This window comes from Mycobacterium colombiense, assembly GCF_001665835.1.
Classification (GTDB): domain Bacteria; phylum Actinomycetota; class Actinomycetes; order Mycobacteriales; family Mycobacteriaceae; genus Mycobacterium; species Mycobacterium colombiense_A.
In genome coordinates this window covers 113,791-130,092 of the sequence record NZ_LZSX01000032.1, presented here as the reverse complement: position 1 = coordinate 130,092, position 16,302 = coordinate 113,791, and the positions used below count along the sequence as shown (strand labels likewise).

At 63.9% G+C, this 16,302-nt stretch carries 18 protein-coding genes and 1 tRNA gene; 15 read left to right on the top strand and 4 right to left on the bottom strand.

The window, feature by feature from the left end:
* Positions 1-11: 11 nt before the first annotated feature.
* Positions 12-84: transfer RNA gene (locus tag A5760_RS07195), tRNA-Ala, on the top strand.
* A gap of 177 nt (positions 85-261) precedes the next feature.
* Here the strand turns inward: A5760_RS07195 and A5760_RS07190 are convergent.
* Both A5760_RS07190 and A5760_RS07185 read right to left on the bottom strand, forming a co-directional pair.
* Positions 262-1,419, bottom strand: a complete 1,158-nt coding sequence (locus A5760_RS07190; protein ID WP_064879131.1) for a hypothetical protein — start codon at positions 1,417-1,419, stop codon at positions 262-264.
* A gap of 39 nt (positions 1,420-1,458) precedes the next feature.
* Positions 1,459-2,580, bottom strand: coding sequence for a hypothetical protein (locus tag A5760_RS07185; RefSeq protein ID WP_064879129.1), 1,122 nt, complete (start codon positions 2,578-2,580; stop codon positions 1,459-1,461).
* Between the two features lie 62 nt (positions 2,581-2,642).
* Here A5760_RS07185 and A5760_RS07180 point away from each other — a divergent pair, with 62 nt between their 5' ends.
* Genes A5760_RS07180 through A5760_RS07165 form a run of 4 tightly spaced genes read left to right on the top strand, consistent with a single transcriptional unit; the run spans position 2,643 to position 5,653 of the window.
* On the top strand, positions 2,643-3,059 hold the full coding sequence (locus A5760_RS07180; protein WP_082279374.1) for a hypothetical protein: 417 nt from the start codon (positions 2,643-2,645) through the stop codon (positions 3,057-3,059).
* A gap of 17 nt (positions 3,060-3,076) precedes the next feature.
* The gene (locus A5760_RS07175) at positions 3,077-3,940 is read left to right on the top strand and encodes an SDR family NAD(P)-dependent oxidoreductase (protein ID WP_196772019.1); all 864 of its coding nucleotides are present in this window, start codon (positions 3,077-3,079) and stop codon (positions 3,938-3,940) included.
* Positions 3,941-3,951: 11 nt separating this feature from the next.
* On the top strand, positions 3,952-5,025 hold the full coding sequence (locus A5760_RS07170) for a hypothetical protein (protein WP_064879125.1): 1,074 nt from the start codon (positions 3,952-3,954) through the stop codon (positions 5,023-5,025).
* A gap of 10 nt (positions 5,026-5,035) precedes the next feature.
* Positions 5,036-5,653 carry a TetR/AcrR family transcriptional regulator gene (locus tag A5760_RS07165; protein WP_064879123.1) on the top strand — a complete coding sequence of 206 codons (618 nt, stop codon included), beginning with the start codon at positions 5,036-5,038 and terminating at the stop codon, positions 5,651-5,653.
* 75 nt (positions 5,654-5,728) lie between these two features.
* Here A5760_RS07165 and A5760_RS07160 read toward each other — a convergent pair whose 3' ends face one another.
* Entirely contained in the window at positions 5,729-6,289 is a 561-nt protein-coding gene (locus tag A5760_RS07160; RefSeq protein WP_064879121.1) for a TetR/AcrR family transcriptional regulator, read from the bottom strand.
* A 185-nt stretch (positions 6,290-6,474) separates the two neighbouring features.
* Here A5760_RS07160 and A5760_RS07155 point away from each other — a divergent pair, with 185 nt between their 5' ends.
* The 6 genes from A5760_RS07155 to A5760_RS07130 all read left to right on the top strand — a co-directional run bounded on the left by A5760_RS07155 (position 6,475) and on the right by A5760_RS07130 (position 11,463).
* On the top strand, positions 6,475-7,695 hold the full coding sequence (locus A5760_RS07155; RefSeq protein ID WP_064879119.1) for a cytochrome P450: 1,221 nt from the start codon (positions 6,475-6,477) through the stop codon (positions 7,693-7,695).
* 182 nt (positions 7,696-7,877) lie between these two features.
* A complete protein-coding gene (locus A5760_RS07150) occupies positions 7,878-8,798 on the top strand; it encodes a carotenoid biosynthesis protein (RefSeq protein ID WP_155764234.1) in 921 nt (306 codons plus the stop codon).
* A 264-nt stretch (positions 8,799-9,062) separates the two neighbouring features.
* Positions 9,063-9,569, top strand: a complete 507-nt coding sequence (locus A5760_RS07145; protein ID WP_231122567.1) for a formate dehydrogenase — start codon at positions 9,063-9,065, stop codon at positions 9,567-9,569.
* Between the two features lie 375 nt (positions 9,570-9,944).
* Complete coding sequence (locus A5760_RS07140; protein ID WP_064879115.1) at positions 9,945-10,346, top strand: PPOX class F420-dependent oxidoreductase; 402 nt, start codon at positions 9,945-9,947, stop codon at positions 10,344-10,346.
* Between the two features lie 22 nt (positions 10,347-10,368).
* A complete protein-coding gene (locus A5760_RS07135; RefSeq protein WP_196772013.1) occupies positions 10,369-10,827 on the top strand; it encodes a nitroreductase/quinone reductase family protein in 459 nt (152 codons plus the stop codon).
* 108 nt (positions 10,828-10,935) lie between these two features.
* Positions 10,936-11,463, top strand: a complete 528-nt coding sequence (locus A5760_RS07130; protein ID WP_331237090.1) for a TetR family transcriptional regulator — start codon at positions 10,936-10,938, stop codon at positions 11,461-11,463.
* An 11-nt stretch (positions 11,464-11,474) separates the two neighbouring features.
* On the opposite strand, the gene A5760_RS07125 is transcribed toward A5760_RS07130, so the two are convergent.
* The gene (locus A5760_RS07125) at positions 11,475-12,083 is read right to left on the bottom strand and encodes a TetR/AcrR family transcriptional regulator (RefSeq protein ID WP_064879298.1); all 609 of its coding nucleotides are present in this window, start codon (positions 12,081-12,083) and stop codon (positions 11,475-11,477) included.
* Between the two features lie 58 nt (positions 12,084-12,141).
* Between A5760_RS07125 and A5760_RS07120 the strand changes: the two genes are divergently transcribed.
* The 4 genes from A5760_RS07120 (at position 12,142) to A5760_RS07105 (ending at position 16,296) form a co-directional block, all read left to right on the top strand.
* On the top strand, positions 12,142-13,344 hold the full coding sequence (locus tag A5760_RS07120; protein ID WP_064879111.1) for an aromatic ring-hydroxylating oxygenase subunit alpha: 1,203 nt from the start codon (positions 12,142-12,144) through the stop codon (positions 13,342-13,344).
* A 74-nt stretch (positions 13,345-13,418) separates the two neighbouring features.
* On the top strand, positions 13,419-14,552 hold the full coding sequence (locus tag A5760_RS07115; RefSeq protein ID WP_064879110.1) for a M42 family metallopeptidase: 1,134 nt from the start codon (positions 13,419-13,421) through the stop codon (positions 14,550-14,552).
* 122 nt (positions 14,553-14,674) lie between these two features.
* Positions 14,675-15,691 (top strand): GHMP kinase, encoded by a 1,017-nt coding sequence (locus tag A5760_RS07110; protein ID WP_064879108.1) that lies wholly within the window; start codon positions 14,675-14,677, stop codon positions 15,689-15,691.
* Positions 15,679-16,296 (top strand): D-sedoheptulose-7-phosphate isomerase, encoded by a 618-nt coding sequence (locus A5760_RS07105; RefSeq protein ID WP_064879106.1) that lies wholly within the window; start codon positions 15,679-15,681, stop codon positions 16,294-16,296. Before A5760_RS07110 ends, A5760_RS07105 begins: the two co-directional genes overlap by 13 nt.
* The last annotated feature ends 6 nt before the right edge of the window (positions 16,297-16,302 follow it).

The window sequence follows — 16,302 nt, the reverse complement described above, 5'->3', positions numbered from 1 at the left end:
GCTAGCGGTCAGGGGCTATGGCGCAGTTGGTAGCGCGACTCGTTCGCATCGAGTAGGTCAGGGGTTCGATTCCCCTTAGCTCCACTTTCGGACACCTAAGTGTCCTTATTCCGAACCTTTGCTGTGCAGGGCTTTGTATCGACTTCACCGTTTACGCATTTGCGGTGCAATTGCGAGCTAAGGCCGTACAGCGTCGGCGGGCACGGACGTTCGACATTCAAGTTCATCGGGGCGACGAGCTCGCTTGGTCGAGTATCCGGATCATAGGCGAGCATCAGTGTGGCCCTTGATGGTTGCGATGCCCTCTCGGTGGGGCCTCAGCGACCCGATCGCTGGCGTGAGCGGGATGTGGAGCGCGTCGACCAGTCCTGGAGCCGCATGACACACCCAGGGGATCGCATTGATGGCGCGCATCCCGGTCGCGAGGAGACCGTGGTCGGTCGAGTCTTCGGTGGAATTGAAGCCGGTTTCGAACTCGGCATCGAAGCTGGGTTCGCCTTCGATGATCACGCGCCACACGCCGTCGATGCCGCCGGCACGGCTTTTGGGCCAGTCCGGGGCGACATCGTCGGCCATCCGATCAACGTGCTCGATGGTGATGACTTCTTCGCCGTCGACCACGCCGATGCAACGGAACCAGACCGCCGCCACATTGCCGGGCTCGATCGCCCCCGACAAGGTCTCGAGCCGCCGCGGAGCTGGCGCGAACTCGTAGCTCTCGCGAATCTCGTCCAGCTGTAGGCCAAGCGCTTCGGCGACCATGGTGACCGCAGCCCCCCAGCCGTATGTGATCACGCCGGGTTGCGTGATGCCGCCGCAGTAGTCCATCGACTGGCCGAAGCCGAACAGCTCCCGCATCTCGTAGACCGTGTTATCCCGCGAGTAATCGGTGATCTCCAAGCCGCGGATGGAGTAGATGCGGTTGGACATCGATGCCATCGCGACTGCCAGCAGGTCGCACCCGAATCCTGGCTCGATACCCGATGAATAGATCGAGCTGCCGCCCTCGATTGCCGAGTCGATGATGCGCTGTATGGTCGACGGCTTGATCGACCCTCGGGGATAGACCAAACCCGGAACCGAGGTGGTGACGATATTCTTGCCCGACTCCAGGATGCGGCAGAAGTCGCTGATCGCCTCGCGAGGGCGACTGGTTGCGGGCCCGGTGTAGATGATGCAATCCGCATCGCCTGCCAGGATCGCGGCCTGGTCGCGGGTGGCCGCGACGCCCAGTGGATCGATGCCGGCAATCTCGCCGGCGTCCTTGCCGTCCTTGGACTCCGAATGCACCCAGACACCCACCAGGTCGAGGTTGGGGCGGTCGGCGACCGCGCGGATCGCCAATCGGCCAACGCGCCCGGTGGCCCACACCACGACCCTGTAGGACTGTTCGGGATCATCCAGCGGTTGTCGGCTCATCGGTGAGACTCCGTTTCGTTAGGGCTACTGCGGTGGGCATCAGAAGGCGGGAACGCCGTCGCGCTGGGGGTGCAGGGCCCCCAGAGGCGTGGTGAGCGGCATGTGCAGGGCGTCCACGATGCCCGGTGCGGCGTCGCACACCCATGGAATGGCGTTGACGGCACGCATACCGGTGGCCAAAAGCCCGTGATCGCTGGCGCTTTCGCCTGGGCGGTGGCCGACTTCGAATTCGCCGTCGAAAGAGGGCTCCCCGTCGATGAGTACCCGCCAGACTCCGTCGGTGGCTCCCGTTCGTCCCGTGGGCCAGTCCGGAGCGAGGTCGTCGGCCATCCGGTCGACGTGCTCGAGGCTGATCACTGCTCGTCCGTCGACGACGCCGACGCACTTGGCGTAGGTGGCGCCGACGGTACCGGCCGGAATGAGACCACAGGCGGTGTGCAGATCGCGGGGAGTGGGCAGGAATTCACACGTCTCGCGGATTTCGTCGAACTCGACTCCGAGAGCGTCGGCAACCATCGTGATCGCCGCCCCCCATCCCCACTTCAGCACCCCGGGCTGCCTCAACCCGCCCTGGTAATCCAATGGTTGGCCGAAGCCGAACAGCTCGCGTACATCCCACTCGACCGGATACTCGGAGTAGTTCGTGATCTCGATGCCGCGTACCGAGTAGACCTTGTGCGACATGGTCATCAGGGCGATCGGGAAGAGATCGCAGCCAAAGCCGGGCTCGATACCCGAGGAGAATATCGAGCTGCGCCCGGTCGCGGCCGCCTCTCGAATCGGATCGAGAAAACGCTTCGAGAGCGATCCCTTTTCGTACACGAGGCCCGGCAGTGACGTGGTGACGACATTAATGCCCGCGGCGAGGATGCGGCAGAAGTCGGCGAGCGCTTCGGCGGGTCGAGGGCCTGCCGGCGCGGCGTACATCACGCAGTCGATCCCCGACGCCAGCAGGGCGTCCGCATCGCGGGTAGCTCGTATGCCTACGGGGTCGATGCCCGCTAGGGTGCCTACGTCTTGGCCGTCCTTTGCCTGCGCGTGGACCCATGCGCCGGCGAGTTCGAGATTCGGTCGGTCGACGATGGTCCGGATGGCGTAGCGCCCGACACCGCCGGTGCCCCAGACCGCAACTCGATACTTCTCGTTCGGTAGCTCGGCCATGAACTTTCCTCACCTAGATCGAAACGGCCTCACGCAAAAAATAACAGTTGTAATCTTCTCGCGTGGCCGAATCCCGCAGCCGACCGAATCTGCATCACGTGGTGCTTGCCATCGCTCCTCAACGGTTGGCGCATGCCGCGCAGCTGTTCACCGACCTCGGATTTCAATTCGACGAGTTCGAACTCGACGATGTCCAGTTGCACGTCCTGCTCGACTGGAACCGCGGACTGGAGTTGGTCACGCCGACCGCGGACGACGACGTCAATCCAGTCCGGCGATTCCTCGACGACCACGGTGACGGGGTGTTCACCCTGGCGCTGCGCGTCGACGACGCGCCGACGGCAGAGAAGATCGCCCACCGCTACGGTGCGGTCACTAATTTCCGGCAGCACCGCGATGGCGATGGTTGGCAGCTCGAGGAGATCGAAATGTCGGTGCTGGACCTGCCTCTCACGTTTTTGTCGACCGACCTTCCGTAACCAGAATGGAGACCACAGTGGGCGAACTCGATGGCAAGGTGGCCATCGTCACCGGCACCAGCCGGGGGGTCGGCGTGGGCATCGCACATGAACTGCTGCGGGCGGGGGCAACCGTCGTCGGCTGCTCGCGATCGCCGCTCGACGGACTACCCGGCACGGAAGCCAATCCCGATTGGGCCCGACGGTCGGCTCAAAGGGTCTGTGACCAAGCCGTTTACGGCGCAATCGACGAACTGGTGCAATGGGTCGCTGACACCTACGGCCGCTTGGACATCTTGGTCAACAACGCCGGGGGCACCGTACCGTCGCCGTCGGTCGACGCGGTTCCGCCTCTAGTGTCGCGTATCCAGGGCGCGCCTGCCAGCGATGACGAATACGAGCGCAGTGTCCTGTTCCACGCGTTCGCTGTGCAAATGAATCTGATCAGCCCGCTCTGGTTTGCGATTCGTGCCTATCGGCAAATGAAGACCCAGGACGGTGTGGGTTGCATCATCAACGTCTCCAGCGGGGCCGGACACCCCGCGGGTTCTCCGACCCTGGTCTCCTACGGGGCCGCCAAAGCCGGACTCAACCAGATGACGCGTTCGTTGGCGCAGGAGTGGGGCCCGGCTGTCCGGGTGAATTGCGTGGCGCTGGGGCCGACCATCACCGAGAACTTCCGGTCCTTCGTGCTTCCCAAAGACGATCCGACCGGTAGCGAGTATTTCGTGAACGTTCCGATGCGCCGCGGCGGTGAACCCGAAGAGGTCGGCCGCACCTGTGTGTTCCTGGCTTCTGGCACAGCAGATTTCATCAACGGCACCACGATCGAGATCGACGGCGGAATGCTGCCCGGAGTGCTGTACGACGCGGGCCTGAAGACCATCACCGATCTGTTGTAGAGGAGAGACCCATGGCTCGGCGAATCATCCAGTTCTCCACCGGCAACGTCGGCGTGCACGCGCTGCGTACCATCGTCGAGCGTCCTGACCTCGAGTTGGTTGGCGTGCATGCTGCCGGCCCCGACAAGGTCGGCCGGGACGCTGCCGAGTTGTGCGGCCTCAGCACCCCGGTCGGCGTGATCGCCACCGACGATATCGATGAGCTGGTGGCGTTGAACGCCGACTGCGTGGTGTACACCTCGCAGGCCGAGACTCGTCCGTTCGAGGCGATGGACGACATCGCGCGGTTCCTGCGGGCCGGCACCAACGTCGTCGGATCGTCGTTCGTCTGGCTGGTGGCGCCGGACTTCACCGACGAGTGGCTGCGGGTCCCACTCGAAAAGGCATGTCGGGAAGGAAATTCCACGCTCTATATCAATGGGATCGATCCCGGCTACTCGGGCGACACATTGGTCTATACCGCGCTGAGTCTGGCCGGACGGGCGACCGCGGTGACGGTACAGGAGATCTGCGACTACGGCACTTACGACGACGCCGAGTTCACCGGTGTCAGTTTCGGCTTCGGTACCGATCCGGACCACGAGCCCATCTTGTTCGCGCCAGGGATACTTGCATCCATGTGGGGGATTCAGGTGCGCAGCCTGGCCGCCGACCTGGGTGTCGAACTCGACGACATGCGCGAGCGTCACGACAAGTGGACCACCCCCGGCCCGATCTCGTGCACGATGATGGACGTCGCACCCGGCAAGGTCGCGGCCGTACGCTTTGGTGTCGAGGGAATCCGTGACGGCAAAGTCGTGATCACGATGGAGCACGTGAACCGGTTGACCGAAATCGCGGCACCGCAATGGCCATACCCACCCGACGGTCACCCCGGCGTACACCGCGTCATCGTCGAGGGAGACCCCGGCATCGAGATCAACACCCACGTCGGAGGACGAGGAACCGACCACAACCAGGGCGGTGTGATCGCCACCGCGGCGCGGCCAATCAACGCCATCGAAGCGGTCTGCCGCGCACCCGCCGGGATCCTCGCCGCCCACGACCTGCGCCCGCTCGACCACACCCGTGGCGTGATGTGGTGACGTAACAGGCATGCCGATCGGACCCCGCCGGCCGCCAGGCGGTAACCAGCTGCGGGCGCAGCAGACCCGGCAAACCGTCATCGATGAAACCGTCAAGTACATCCTCGATGAGGGCTTCGCCGCACCGAGTGTCCGCCGTATCACCAAACGGGCCGGCGTCACATGGGGCGTCGTGCAATATCACTTCGGCGACCTGGATGCCCTGCTCATCGCCGTTGTGAACGAAGGTTTCGGTCAACTCGTCGATGCCCTGGATGGACTGCCCGCTACGGTCTCCGGCCTGCCGATCGAGCAGCGTACGCAAGCTGTCATCGACGCTGCGTGGCAAGCGTTCTCGAGCCCAACGTCGATGGCTGCACTGGAAATTCTGATTTCCACTCGCGCAGGGCGTGCGGAGGCGGTCAATAGATATCTCGCCGAGGTGATGAACCGACTCACCGAACTGGGTCAGCATCTCGGTGAAGGCTTGGACCCACAGCATGCGACAGAGATCGGCAACCTGATCTGGGCGACCTTGCGGGGAATCGTTGTGGCACAGCTTGTTTCGTCGGCACCACTGGATACTTCCAGGGATCGGCAGGCATTGGTCGAAGTGCTGACCGCCTATATCAAACTCCATAGCAATTGAAAGTGAGGAAGCGGCTTGCAGTCCGGGCGGGCGTAAGTACTGCCCGCGCTGGCGTCACGAGCCGACTAATTCTGTCTAAACGGGCTTTGAGCGGTCGAACGCCGGCAAGACGAATCGTTGCAGAATCTCTGCTTCAACTTGTTCGTCGCCGACGGGCAGGTGCGCGAGCGACAGCACCACGTGGACGATCCACAGCGCCGCTAAGGGATCGTCGTCGGTGATTCCGGTGAGTTCGGCGGCTAAGGCGTTAAGGACCGGCGACGAGTGCAGGTCGCTCAATTCGGGTGCCTTGCTCGAACTCATCATCAGTCGCCGTATGGGATCGGACCTGATCTGCTGCAGTGTTACGGCGATGGCCTTGATGACCCGCTCAGGACCACTGAAGCGGTCGACTTCGCGCCGTACGGTGGCGGTGATGTCTGCGGCGATGCGGATCAGTGCAACGTCCCGTATCTGCGCCTTGCCCCCTGCGTAGCGGTAGATGGTCGCCCTCGAACAGTGCACCCGTTCGGCCAAGGCGTCGATGTCGAACGCTTCCAAACCCGCGTGGAGCACAAGATCAGCAGCAGCCGCGTAGATACGTTCTGCCGCAGCGGCCCGGCGATCCCCACCAACGACCCAATCGTCTCGTGCCACCCGCCGCCCTCCTTGCTTCGTTAGAAGCCATCTTCGCAGTACTGAGACAAACTTCAGAGTCCATATCATCATTCGTGCAGGTCTGCGGCAGCGGTTGAGATAACTGCCGTCCGTGAGGGCTACCGGCCATTTCAATTTCGCCGCAATTGGTTGACCTCGTCAGCAGCAATCATCAGCGTGGAGCAATGACATCTCTGGATGGCGCACTCGGCATCGCGCTATTCGACGATCGGTACATCCAAGACCCCTACCCGCTGTATGAGCGCATGCACCAGGAAGGGCCACTGCACCGGATAGGCGATTCAGACTTCTACGCCGTAACCGGCTGGGCCGCCGTCAACGAGGCCGTAGCTCGGTGCGACGACTTCTCATCGAACCTGACGGCCACCATGATGCGTGACGCTGACGGCATGGTCCGCGAGCTCCCGACGGGTGAGCTGGGCGGCCCGACGCAGGTGCTCGCCACTGCCGATGACCCTGCGCACGTCGTGCACAGGAAGGCGCTGATACCGCAACTGGCGGCCAAGCGCATACGAGCCATCGAGCCCTTCATCAGCGAGACCTCTACACACATCTGGGATACCAGCGTCCAAGACGGACGCATCGAATGGATGGGCGCGATGGCCAACCGGCTGCCGATGATGATCGTCGGGCGCATCATCGGAGTGCCGCACGAGGACAATGACAAGCTCGTCCGGTGGGGATACGCCGCCACGCAGATCGTGGAGGGACTGGTCACTCATGAGCAGCTGACCGCCGCCGGTGTCGCGGTCATGGAACTCACCGAGTACATCACCGATCAGTTCCGCCGGGCCACCGCCAGTCCACGAAGCAGCCTGCTCGGCGACCTCGCCGCAGCGTGCGTCACTGGCGAATTGGACGAGTTCACCGCACAACTGATGATGATCACCCTGTTCAGCGCCGGGGGCGAGTCCACCTCTTCGCTAATCGGTTCCGGCGCATGGATTTTGGCGAACAACCCCGTCATTCAACAGCGAGTCCGGGAGCAGCCGGAGTTGCTCGGCGCGTTTTTGGAAGAGGTGCTGCGCTACGAGCCGCCGTTTCGGGGTCACTATCGCCACGTCCTTCACGACACCGAACTGGATGGGATTCCGCTGCGCGGCGGGTCACGTCTGCTCCTGCTGTGGGGGGCGGCCAATCGCGACCCGTCCCACTTCGATGACCCCGGACAGTTTCGACTCGACCGGCCCGCTGGGAAAGGTCATCTCACCTTCGGGAGGGGGGCGCACTTCTGCGTCGGCGCCGCCCTCGCCCGGTTAGAGGCAGCGGTCGTCCTCCGCCAACTCCTTGAGCGCACCACACTCGTCCAGGCCACCCAGACGGGGCGCTGGTTGCCCAGCCTTCTGGTGCGTCGGCTCGACCATCTGGAACTGGCCGTCACATGACCGGACAAGCCGATTCGATCGCCTTCTACGAGCTGGCCCGGGCCAAAGCTGCAACGGCATGTCGGTCACGGGCTACGGGCACTACACCGAGAGATGGGTACGCCAAACAGACGGGTCGAAGCTCGCGTCGCTGCGACTGAGCCATAACCGACGTTCATTCGGCCTGAGCCTGATGTCCCGTCTTGAACGAATGGGGTGGGGGAAGGGTTGGCCGTAAAGCGATCAGGGAGACGCTCGCGATGGTAGGGGAGATTGCAGGCACCATCGTCGGAAGGTGGTACGTCACTGCATACGGCCTGGTATTCGTGGTTCTCGCCCTGCGCCACATTGGATTCAAGCGCACTGTGATCTATAGCGCGGTTGCCGTGGCCATAGGCGCGCTTGCTGAGAATGGGTCGGTGCATCTGGGTTTTCCATTCACCCGGTACACCTACAATTCGGACCTGCGCGGCCAGGAGTTGTGGGTTGGTGATGTGCCCCTTATGGTGCCGCTTAGCTACACCTTCATGGCGTATTTCGCTTTCGCCGCCGCTCGACTCATTGTCGCGGGGCCCTACCGGTCCCGCTCTCGACAGCCCATCCTCGAGTACGTGTTGGCCGTGGTGCTAGCTACCTGGGCGACGTGGATCATGGACCCCGTCAGTCGGCTGGGCCGGTATTTCGCGCTCGGGGAACTGTTTCACTATGGCGGGCCTGGCTTTTGGTTCGGCCTACCGCTTTGTGCGCAGATGGGCTTTTTGTGCATCTCCGGCATTCTGATCGGCTTACTCACGTGGATGGCGCGCAATGAGCGAGCCGCTGCCGTGCCTGGTCTGCGCAGTCATCCGCACTCCCCAGCGTTAGTGGTCTACCTGCTTCAGGTGGGAGTGATGGCAGGTGCCGCGATTTTTGTTGCCCGCACGACAGATGACGCGGCTATTGCCGCGATTGCCGATCCCGTGGCCGGCTCATTATTCATCATCGGGGTCCCCATGGTTTTAATGACGGCTGTGTACTGGCGGTCGCTGCCACGTGCAGTCAACGACCGGCCTTCGAGGGAATCGAACGAAGACATCCCGTCTCAGCTGACCGGGCCAGGTTCCGCGACCGACACCCCAACATAGGGCGACGATGGGGGTGACCGGTGACCCCTTAGCGAGCATCGTGCGCATCGAGACACCGTCGACCTCGTCCAGATCCTCGTAGAACGAGTCTGCCTCCACATCCAGCGTCGCCGACGGCTGGCGTGGCCGAGCAGTCGCTGAACCGACCGTCCCGGACGAGCCAAAGGCGGTCTCAAGCCGGTGACGCTACGGCGTGTCGCGGTTTCACCGCCAGTCGGTTCTGGGACCGTTGGGCATACTCGCGATGGAACGCAAGGAGGCGGCGTGAGCCCGACTCAAATTTTCTTCGTGTCAGCTCTCGTCGTCATGCTGGTAGTCGGGATCGCGGCAATCGTGTTCTCCGGAAAGCTGTTCCGCCCCGAAGCGACCCTGGCGATTGTGTTGACGGTCATTACCGTCGCGGGTTGGGTCTGGCGGATGCCACGGGGGTGGTACACGATTTCGCAAATCGCTTGGCGCTACCGGTTGAAGACTTGGCAGGTTTGCGAGGTCGCGGACAAGCTCGGTATGAGGGCCATCAGCCGTGGCGCGCTGGTCCCTCCCTCACAGCGGAAGAAGATGCATCCCGAACTGATGCGTCTGAAGAAGCGCAAGACGGTGCGCGAGCCGAGGGCAGCGAAGGACACCCGATTGGTCTACGAATCCTCAGCGGCGCGGTCTGATTTCCTGAAGGAGGCCCATCGCATGCAGTTCTCCGGCACGGAGCTACTGCGACATCTGCATCCGAGCACCACCCATTTCGTGGCAGACGTCGAGGACGAGGCAGTCTGACGAAATAAGCTGGGGCCATGCAGATCTCAGCGAACGCTGCTTCGGACGAAGCCAGAGGCTGCGGGAGTGTTTCGCCCGAGAGAACCTCCTCTCATATGTGAAATCAACGATCTGTTGGCGAGAATCGCAGGGGCCCTCGGCACCCCTTCGCCGTTCGCTCCGAGGACGCCAAGGAAGGGCTGGCCGCCTTCGCCGCCAAACGCGAGCCGCGATTCACGGGTAGGTAGTGGGCTGCTTCGCGCGCAGACACTGCCATAGGCCGCGCTCACCCGAACGACCTCGACCATAAAAGTATACAAGCGTATACTTTTGCTGGTGTGGCTCGGTGCGCTGAGCGGCACCGAACGAATTCTCGTTCTATAGAAGGGCTTTTCGATGAGTTTCACCGAAGACGAGATCGCATTCATGAGCAGCCAGCCATTGGCACGAGTCGCCACGGTGAGCGATGACGGTCAACCTGACGTGGTCCCTGTCGGTTTCGAGTTCGATGGGACCTGCATCAACATCGGCGGTTACGAGCCATCGAAGACCCGGCGGCACCATAACGTCCTGGCCGGCAATCACAAGGTTGCGTTGGTCATCGACGATTTGGTGTCCACCCAGCCGTGGAGTCCGCGGTTTCTTCGTGTCTACGGCACCGGCGAAGTGGTAGACGGCGATCGGCCGTATTTGCGTGTGACGCCTGAGATTTCGTGGAGCTGGAACCTCAGCGGCCAACCGCTACGACACGATGACTCGTTCGTCCCGCCCAAACGCACCGTTCACCGACGACCCTGACGATCTGTATTTAGGAGATGCCATGACCTTCAATACGCCCAACGGCACCCGTGGTGCCAAGCAGCCGAGCGCCGGTCGCTTGATGCGCTGGTTCAACGGTTGGAACATGAAACGAATCCGTCAACAGGGCGGCAAGGTAATGGGGATGGACGCCCTGGTCTTGACCACCGTTGGCCGAAAGAGCGGAGCCGAGCGCAGCACTCCCGTCGCTTTTCTGCCCGATGGCGATAACGCGTGGCTGATAGCGGCGTCAGCGAACGGGGCGGCTAACAATCCGGCCTGGTACTACAACATCGCCGCGCATCCTGACCAGGTGCGAGTTGAGTTGGCCGGGCGCAAAGTCGGCGTCGTCGCCGAGCAGCTGCACGGACAGGCACGCGAGGATGCGTGGCGACGGATCACGAACGAGTTGCCACGCTTTGCCAAGTACGAAGAGAAGACGGACCGCGAGATTCCGGTGATTCGTCTTCAAGCGCGCTGAGCGTCCGCGTCGTCGCAATGCAAGACCGGTCCGAAACAGCGAGGAGGGTGAGTGGGCGACGACGTGGCGCCAGGCGCGGAGCGTAAGGGACAACGCACCCGGCGTCAGATACTCGAGGCGGCCCGCAAGGTGTTTGGGGACGTGGGCTACGAGCGCGCCACAATTCGCGGCATCGCTGCCGCTGCCAATGTCGACAAATCCTCGGTCGTAAAGTATTTCGGCACCAAGCGAAACCTTTTCGAAGAAGCAGCCACCTGGACCATCCCGATCGACGATGTCGTGTCCGACAACGGCCCAGCTCAAGCTGCCGAGAACTTGGCGCGCGGAATGCTCGCCGCATGGAGCGCCAACCCGAACAGCCCGATGGCTGTGTTGCTGCGTGCCAGCATGACGAGCGAAGAAGCCGCGGATCTCCTCCGGACCCACGTCACCTCCCACGCAGTCGGCAGTATTGCGAAAACAATCGACGCACCCGACGCGCGACTTCGGGCTGCGCTACTCGGAGCGATGCTCATGGGGGTCGCCAGTCAGCGCTACCTGTTGCGCATGCCAGACCTGGTCGACGTCGACACCGAACACCTGCTACGGCTGATCACCCCCGCCTTGACCGCGGTTCTTGACCCGTCCGACGACTGACCCGCAACCACTCAGCGCTGGACGGCGGCGTGCGCGCGCACCGACGGCGCGATCCAGTCCTCCAGGAACCGGCGCAGCTCCCGTCCGGTTCGCGGTGGACGGCCCGGGTCCACGATCAGTGACTGCAGGGTGCGCAGCATGATCTCGACCAGTTCGTCGAGCCTGCCTTCGACGAATCCCGCTGCGGCCCAATCGACGTCGAATCGCTGCAGGATCGACCGGCCGAACGAAATGGCCATATCGGACGTGACGCCCGCGGTGAAAGCGCTGGCCTTGCCGGGTTGGAACACCAGGCCGAGGTACTTGTCGTGCGCGAGTTGCTCGAACGTGTAGGCGATGCCCTCGACCACCGCCTCGGTGGGATCGGTGATCGAACCCAGGTGCGCCGCAAGGCGATCCAGGAACCCGTCGACGGCGGACAGTGCCGTCGCGCCCAGCAGCGCCTCGTGGGTGGGGAAGTACCGGTAGATCGTCTGCCGTGTCACGCCGAGCGTCGCCGCGACCTCGGACACACTCACGGTCCCGCGCGCGTCGATGGCGCTGCGGGTCGCGCCCAGGATGCGTGCGACCGCCTCATCGTCGTCGGCCGGGATGTCACCCGACCAGCCGTGCCGGCGCATGGCGTGATCGTCGCACACACCGGCCGCCGGTCTTGACAACACAAACGATAGTGATTGTATGGTCCGGAGCATCGAGGCGAAGGAGACCAGGGTGACGACGATCGACAAACCGGTGAGCGGCACCGACGAGACGCTGACACGGCGGGGCCTGCGTCACGCGCGGAACAAAACCACCGACCTGGCCGAACGAGAACTGCGGGTGCCGCTGCACTACTACCGCGACCCCAAGATCACCGAGATCGAGGAATCGCAGATCCTGCGCCGGGTGCCGCTGGCCATCGTCCCGTCGGCGCAGGTGCCGAAAAAGAACGACTATGTGGTGCGCTCGGTGCTGGGCGACTCGCTGCTGGTCACCCGCGACCGCGCCGGCACCAGCCACGTCCTGCTCAACTACTGCCGGCACCGCGGCGCGATGCCGGCCTGCGGCTCGGGCAACGCCTCACGGTTCGTCTGCCCGTATCACGCCTGGACATACCGCAACACCGGTGAGTTGTTCACCGTCCCGGGCAAGAACGGCTTCAATTCGATGGACACCAAGGACTACGGCCTGGTGGAGCTGCCCTCCGAGGAGCGGCACGGCTTCATCTGGGCGGTGCTGACCGCCGACGCGACCATCGACCTCGACGCGCACCTGGGCGACTTCGGCACCGAACTGGCGCTGTGGAACTACGAGTCGTACGGCTACCACACGCAGCGCGAATTCACGTCCGAGGTGTCCTGGAAGGGTGCGTTGGAAGCCTTCGCCGAGGGATATCACTTCCCGTACGTGCACGGCGAGAGCCTCATCGGGCAGAACACCCTGGCCAACACGATGGTCTACGACGAATTCGGCAAGCATCACCGCATCGGGTTTCCGTTCACCTGGATCATCAACGCGGACACCGACCCCACGGCGTCGCTGGACCCCTCGACGAACATGGGCGTGATCTATTGGGTGTATCCGAATCTCATCCTGGCCAACAGCCCGGTGGGCGTGGAGATCATCGACATGTTGCCCGCCGGTGAACCGACCCGCTGCACGGTCCGGCACAGCTGGATGGGTCGCGTCCCGGCCACCAACGATGAGATGAGAGTGACCTACGACACAGTCTTCGAAGGCGTGCACGCGGCCGTGCGCGACGAGGACTTCGCCATGCTGCCCCAGTGCGGCGAGGGCGTCCGGCACGGCCAGCACGACCACATGATCATCGGACGCAACGAAATCGCCGTCCAGCACATGATCAAGGTGTTCGCGCAGGAACTGGGTGTCGCACTGGCCTGAACATCTTCCTGTTGGGTAGCCGCAGGCCAAACGTGGGTACTGATCCCTCTGAACCCGATGACGAAGAGGATCCGATGGCGCACCGCGACCGTGACTCCACCGACGAGCTGCTGCAAGAACTTCTGTTGACCTTCGGGCCGTGCGGGCAGGAGGGCGCGGTCCGTGCGGTCATCGCCCGCGAACTGCAACCCCTCGTCGACGACATGTGGACTGACGACGCCGGCAACCTGATCGGCTACGTCGCGGCCAATCCTTCGGCCGGCGATGCGGGGGCGCCCAACCACCGCCACCGCACCGAGTCCATCCCCGGCACCGCGACACGGGTGATGGCGCACATGGACGAACTGTCCATGATCGTCAAGCGCGTGGAACCCGATGGCACACTACATCTGACGCAGCTGGGCACCATGTATCCGGGAAACTTCGGACTGGGTCCGGTCGCCGTGCTGGGTGACAACGAAACCCTCACCGCCGTACTGACTCTCGGCTCAGAGCACACCACCCAGGAAAGCTCACGAATCTGGGAGACCAAGCCCGATCAGGGCGACCGCGCGCTGGACTGGGATCACGTCTACGTTTTCACCGGCCGCAGCACCGACGAGCTGACCGCCGCGGGAGTGCACGCCGGCACCCGGGTGTGTGTCGACGCCAGCAAGAGATCGATGGTTGAGATCGGCGACTACGTCGGCGCCTACTTCCTCGATGACCGCGCCGCGGTGACCGCCCTGCTGAACGCCGCAGGCCTGCTGCGGGAGCGCCAACAGCGGCCCGCCGACGACGTGTACCTGGTATTCACCACCAACGAAGAGATCGGCGGGGTGGGGGGCACCTATGCCAGCGCGACCCTGCCCGGCGATCTCACCCTGGCCCTGGAGGTCGGCCCCACCGAACGCGAATACAACACCAGCGTCACCGGCGGCCCGATCATCGGTTACAGCGACGCGCTGTGTGTCTACGACAAAGAGGTCGCCGACCGGCTGCTGAAGATCGCCACCGACCGCGAGCTGTCGCCACAGCCGGCCGCGCTGGGCGCCTTCGAATCCGACGCCTCGCACTCTAAGGCCAGCGGGCTGACCGCACGCGCCGGCCTGCTGTGCCTGCCCACGCTGAGCACCCACGGCTACGAGGTCATCGCTCGCCGCGCGATCGACGACATTGCCGCGATCGTCGTCGATTTCGTGCTGCAGCCGAGCCAAAAGATCACCTGAAAACCCGGCGACCGCGCTGGTCAGCCTGTTAGGCTGGCGGCGCTTCAGGACGCCGAACGATGGGATTAGCACGTGGCGGGCGTGGCCTCTGAAAAATCGCTGCCGGAACGATGCGAATCCCCATGACACGCCCCCGAATTCGCGCCCGAGCGCCGCTGCGCATCTCGTTCGCCGGAGGCGGCACCGACGTCCCGCCGTTCCCGACGACCGAGGGCGGCTGCGTCCTGTCGGCGACCATCGATCGCTACGCCCAGGGATCGCTCACGCCGCGTACCGATCGCCGGGTCAGCATCGAGTCGGTGGACTTCAAGACCACGCACGAGATGACGCTGGACAGCGAGATCCTCTACGACGGCAGCCTCGACCTGATCAAGGCCGCGGTGCGCAGGTTCGGCCGCGACGGCACAGACGGCTACGACCTGGTGCTGCGTTCCAGCGCTCCACCCGGCTCGGGGCTGGGCTCGTCGTCGACGATGATGGTCGCCCTCACCGGCCTGCTCGCCGAGCACTACCGGGTGCCGATGGGCGAGTACGAGACCGCCCAACTGGCGTGCGCCATCGAACGCGACGATCTGGGTATCGCGGGCGGCCTGCAGGACATGTACGCCGCGACGTTCGGCGGATTCAACTTCATCGAGTTCACCGACCGGGTGATCGTCAATCCCTTGCGGATCCGCGACGAGACGGCCTTCGAACTCGAGCTCAGCCTGCTGCTGTGCTACACGGGCATCACCCGTGACTCCGCGCGTGTGATCGAGGACCAAACACGGCGCGCCACAACGGGTTCCGATGACACCCTGGCGGGGCTGCGGGCCCAGAAGGATCTGGCGGTCGCGATGAAGGCCGCGCTGCTGACCGGCAAGCTGAACGACTTCGGCGCGCTGCTGGGCGAGGCCTGGAATCAGAAGAAACGCATGTCGCCCTACATCACCAACGAGCGCATCGACGACCTGTACGACCTCGCCCGGAAGAATGGCGCGCTGGGCGGCAAGCTCACAGGCGCGGGTGGTGGGGGATACATCCTGCTGTTCTGCGACTTCGCCAAAAAACACCGACTCATCGAAGCCCTCGAGGGCGCCGGCGCCACGATCACCGAATTCGCGTTCGAGAGCAAGGGATTGACCACATGGCAGGCCTGACCGAGTCGGATGTCGTCCCGCCGAGCGTGGAGCTGGTGCAGCAACGGCTTGCCGAGACCATCGCGGTCAAGCAACAAATGCAGCAGGGCGATTTCGCCGCGCAGACCGTCGAGGTGGCGCGGGCGATCATCGGCGCGTTGCGCGCCGGCGCCAAGGTGATCTTCTTCGGCAATGGCGGGTCCGCGCAAGACGCCGGGCACCTGGCCGCCGAACTGATGGGCCGCTTCGCTTTTGACCGGCCCGGCCTGGCGGCGATCAGTCTCCCCGACGCCACCGCGGCGATCACGGCGATCGGCAACGACTATTCCTACGACGAGGTGTTCGCCCGTCAGGTCCTCGCCGCGGGGCGCCCCGGCGATGTGGTTATAGGGCTGACCACATCGGGCAACTCTCCCAACGTCGTTCGCGCGCTCGAGGCGGCCGGCCAGGTGGGGATGACGACCGTGACGCTGACCGGCGCACGCGGTGGCAAGGTGGCGGACGTCGCCGAAATCTGCATACGGGTGCCCAGCCACGACACCGGGCGGATCCAGGAGGCATGCCTGCACCTGGGCCACTCCATCTGCGAAATGGTCGAAGCGGCACTGTTTCCCAGGCCTTCTTGACGTCGA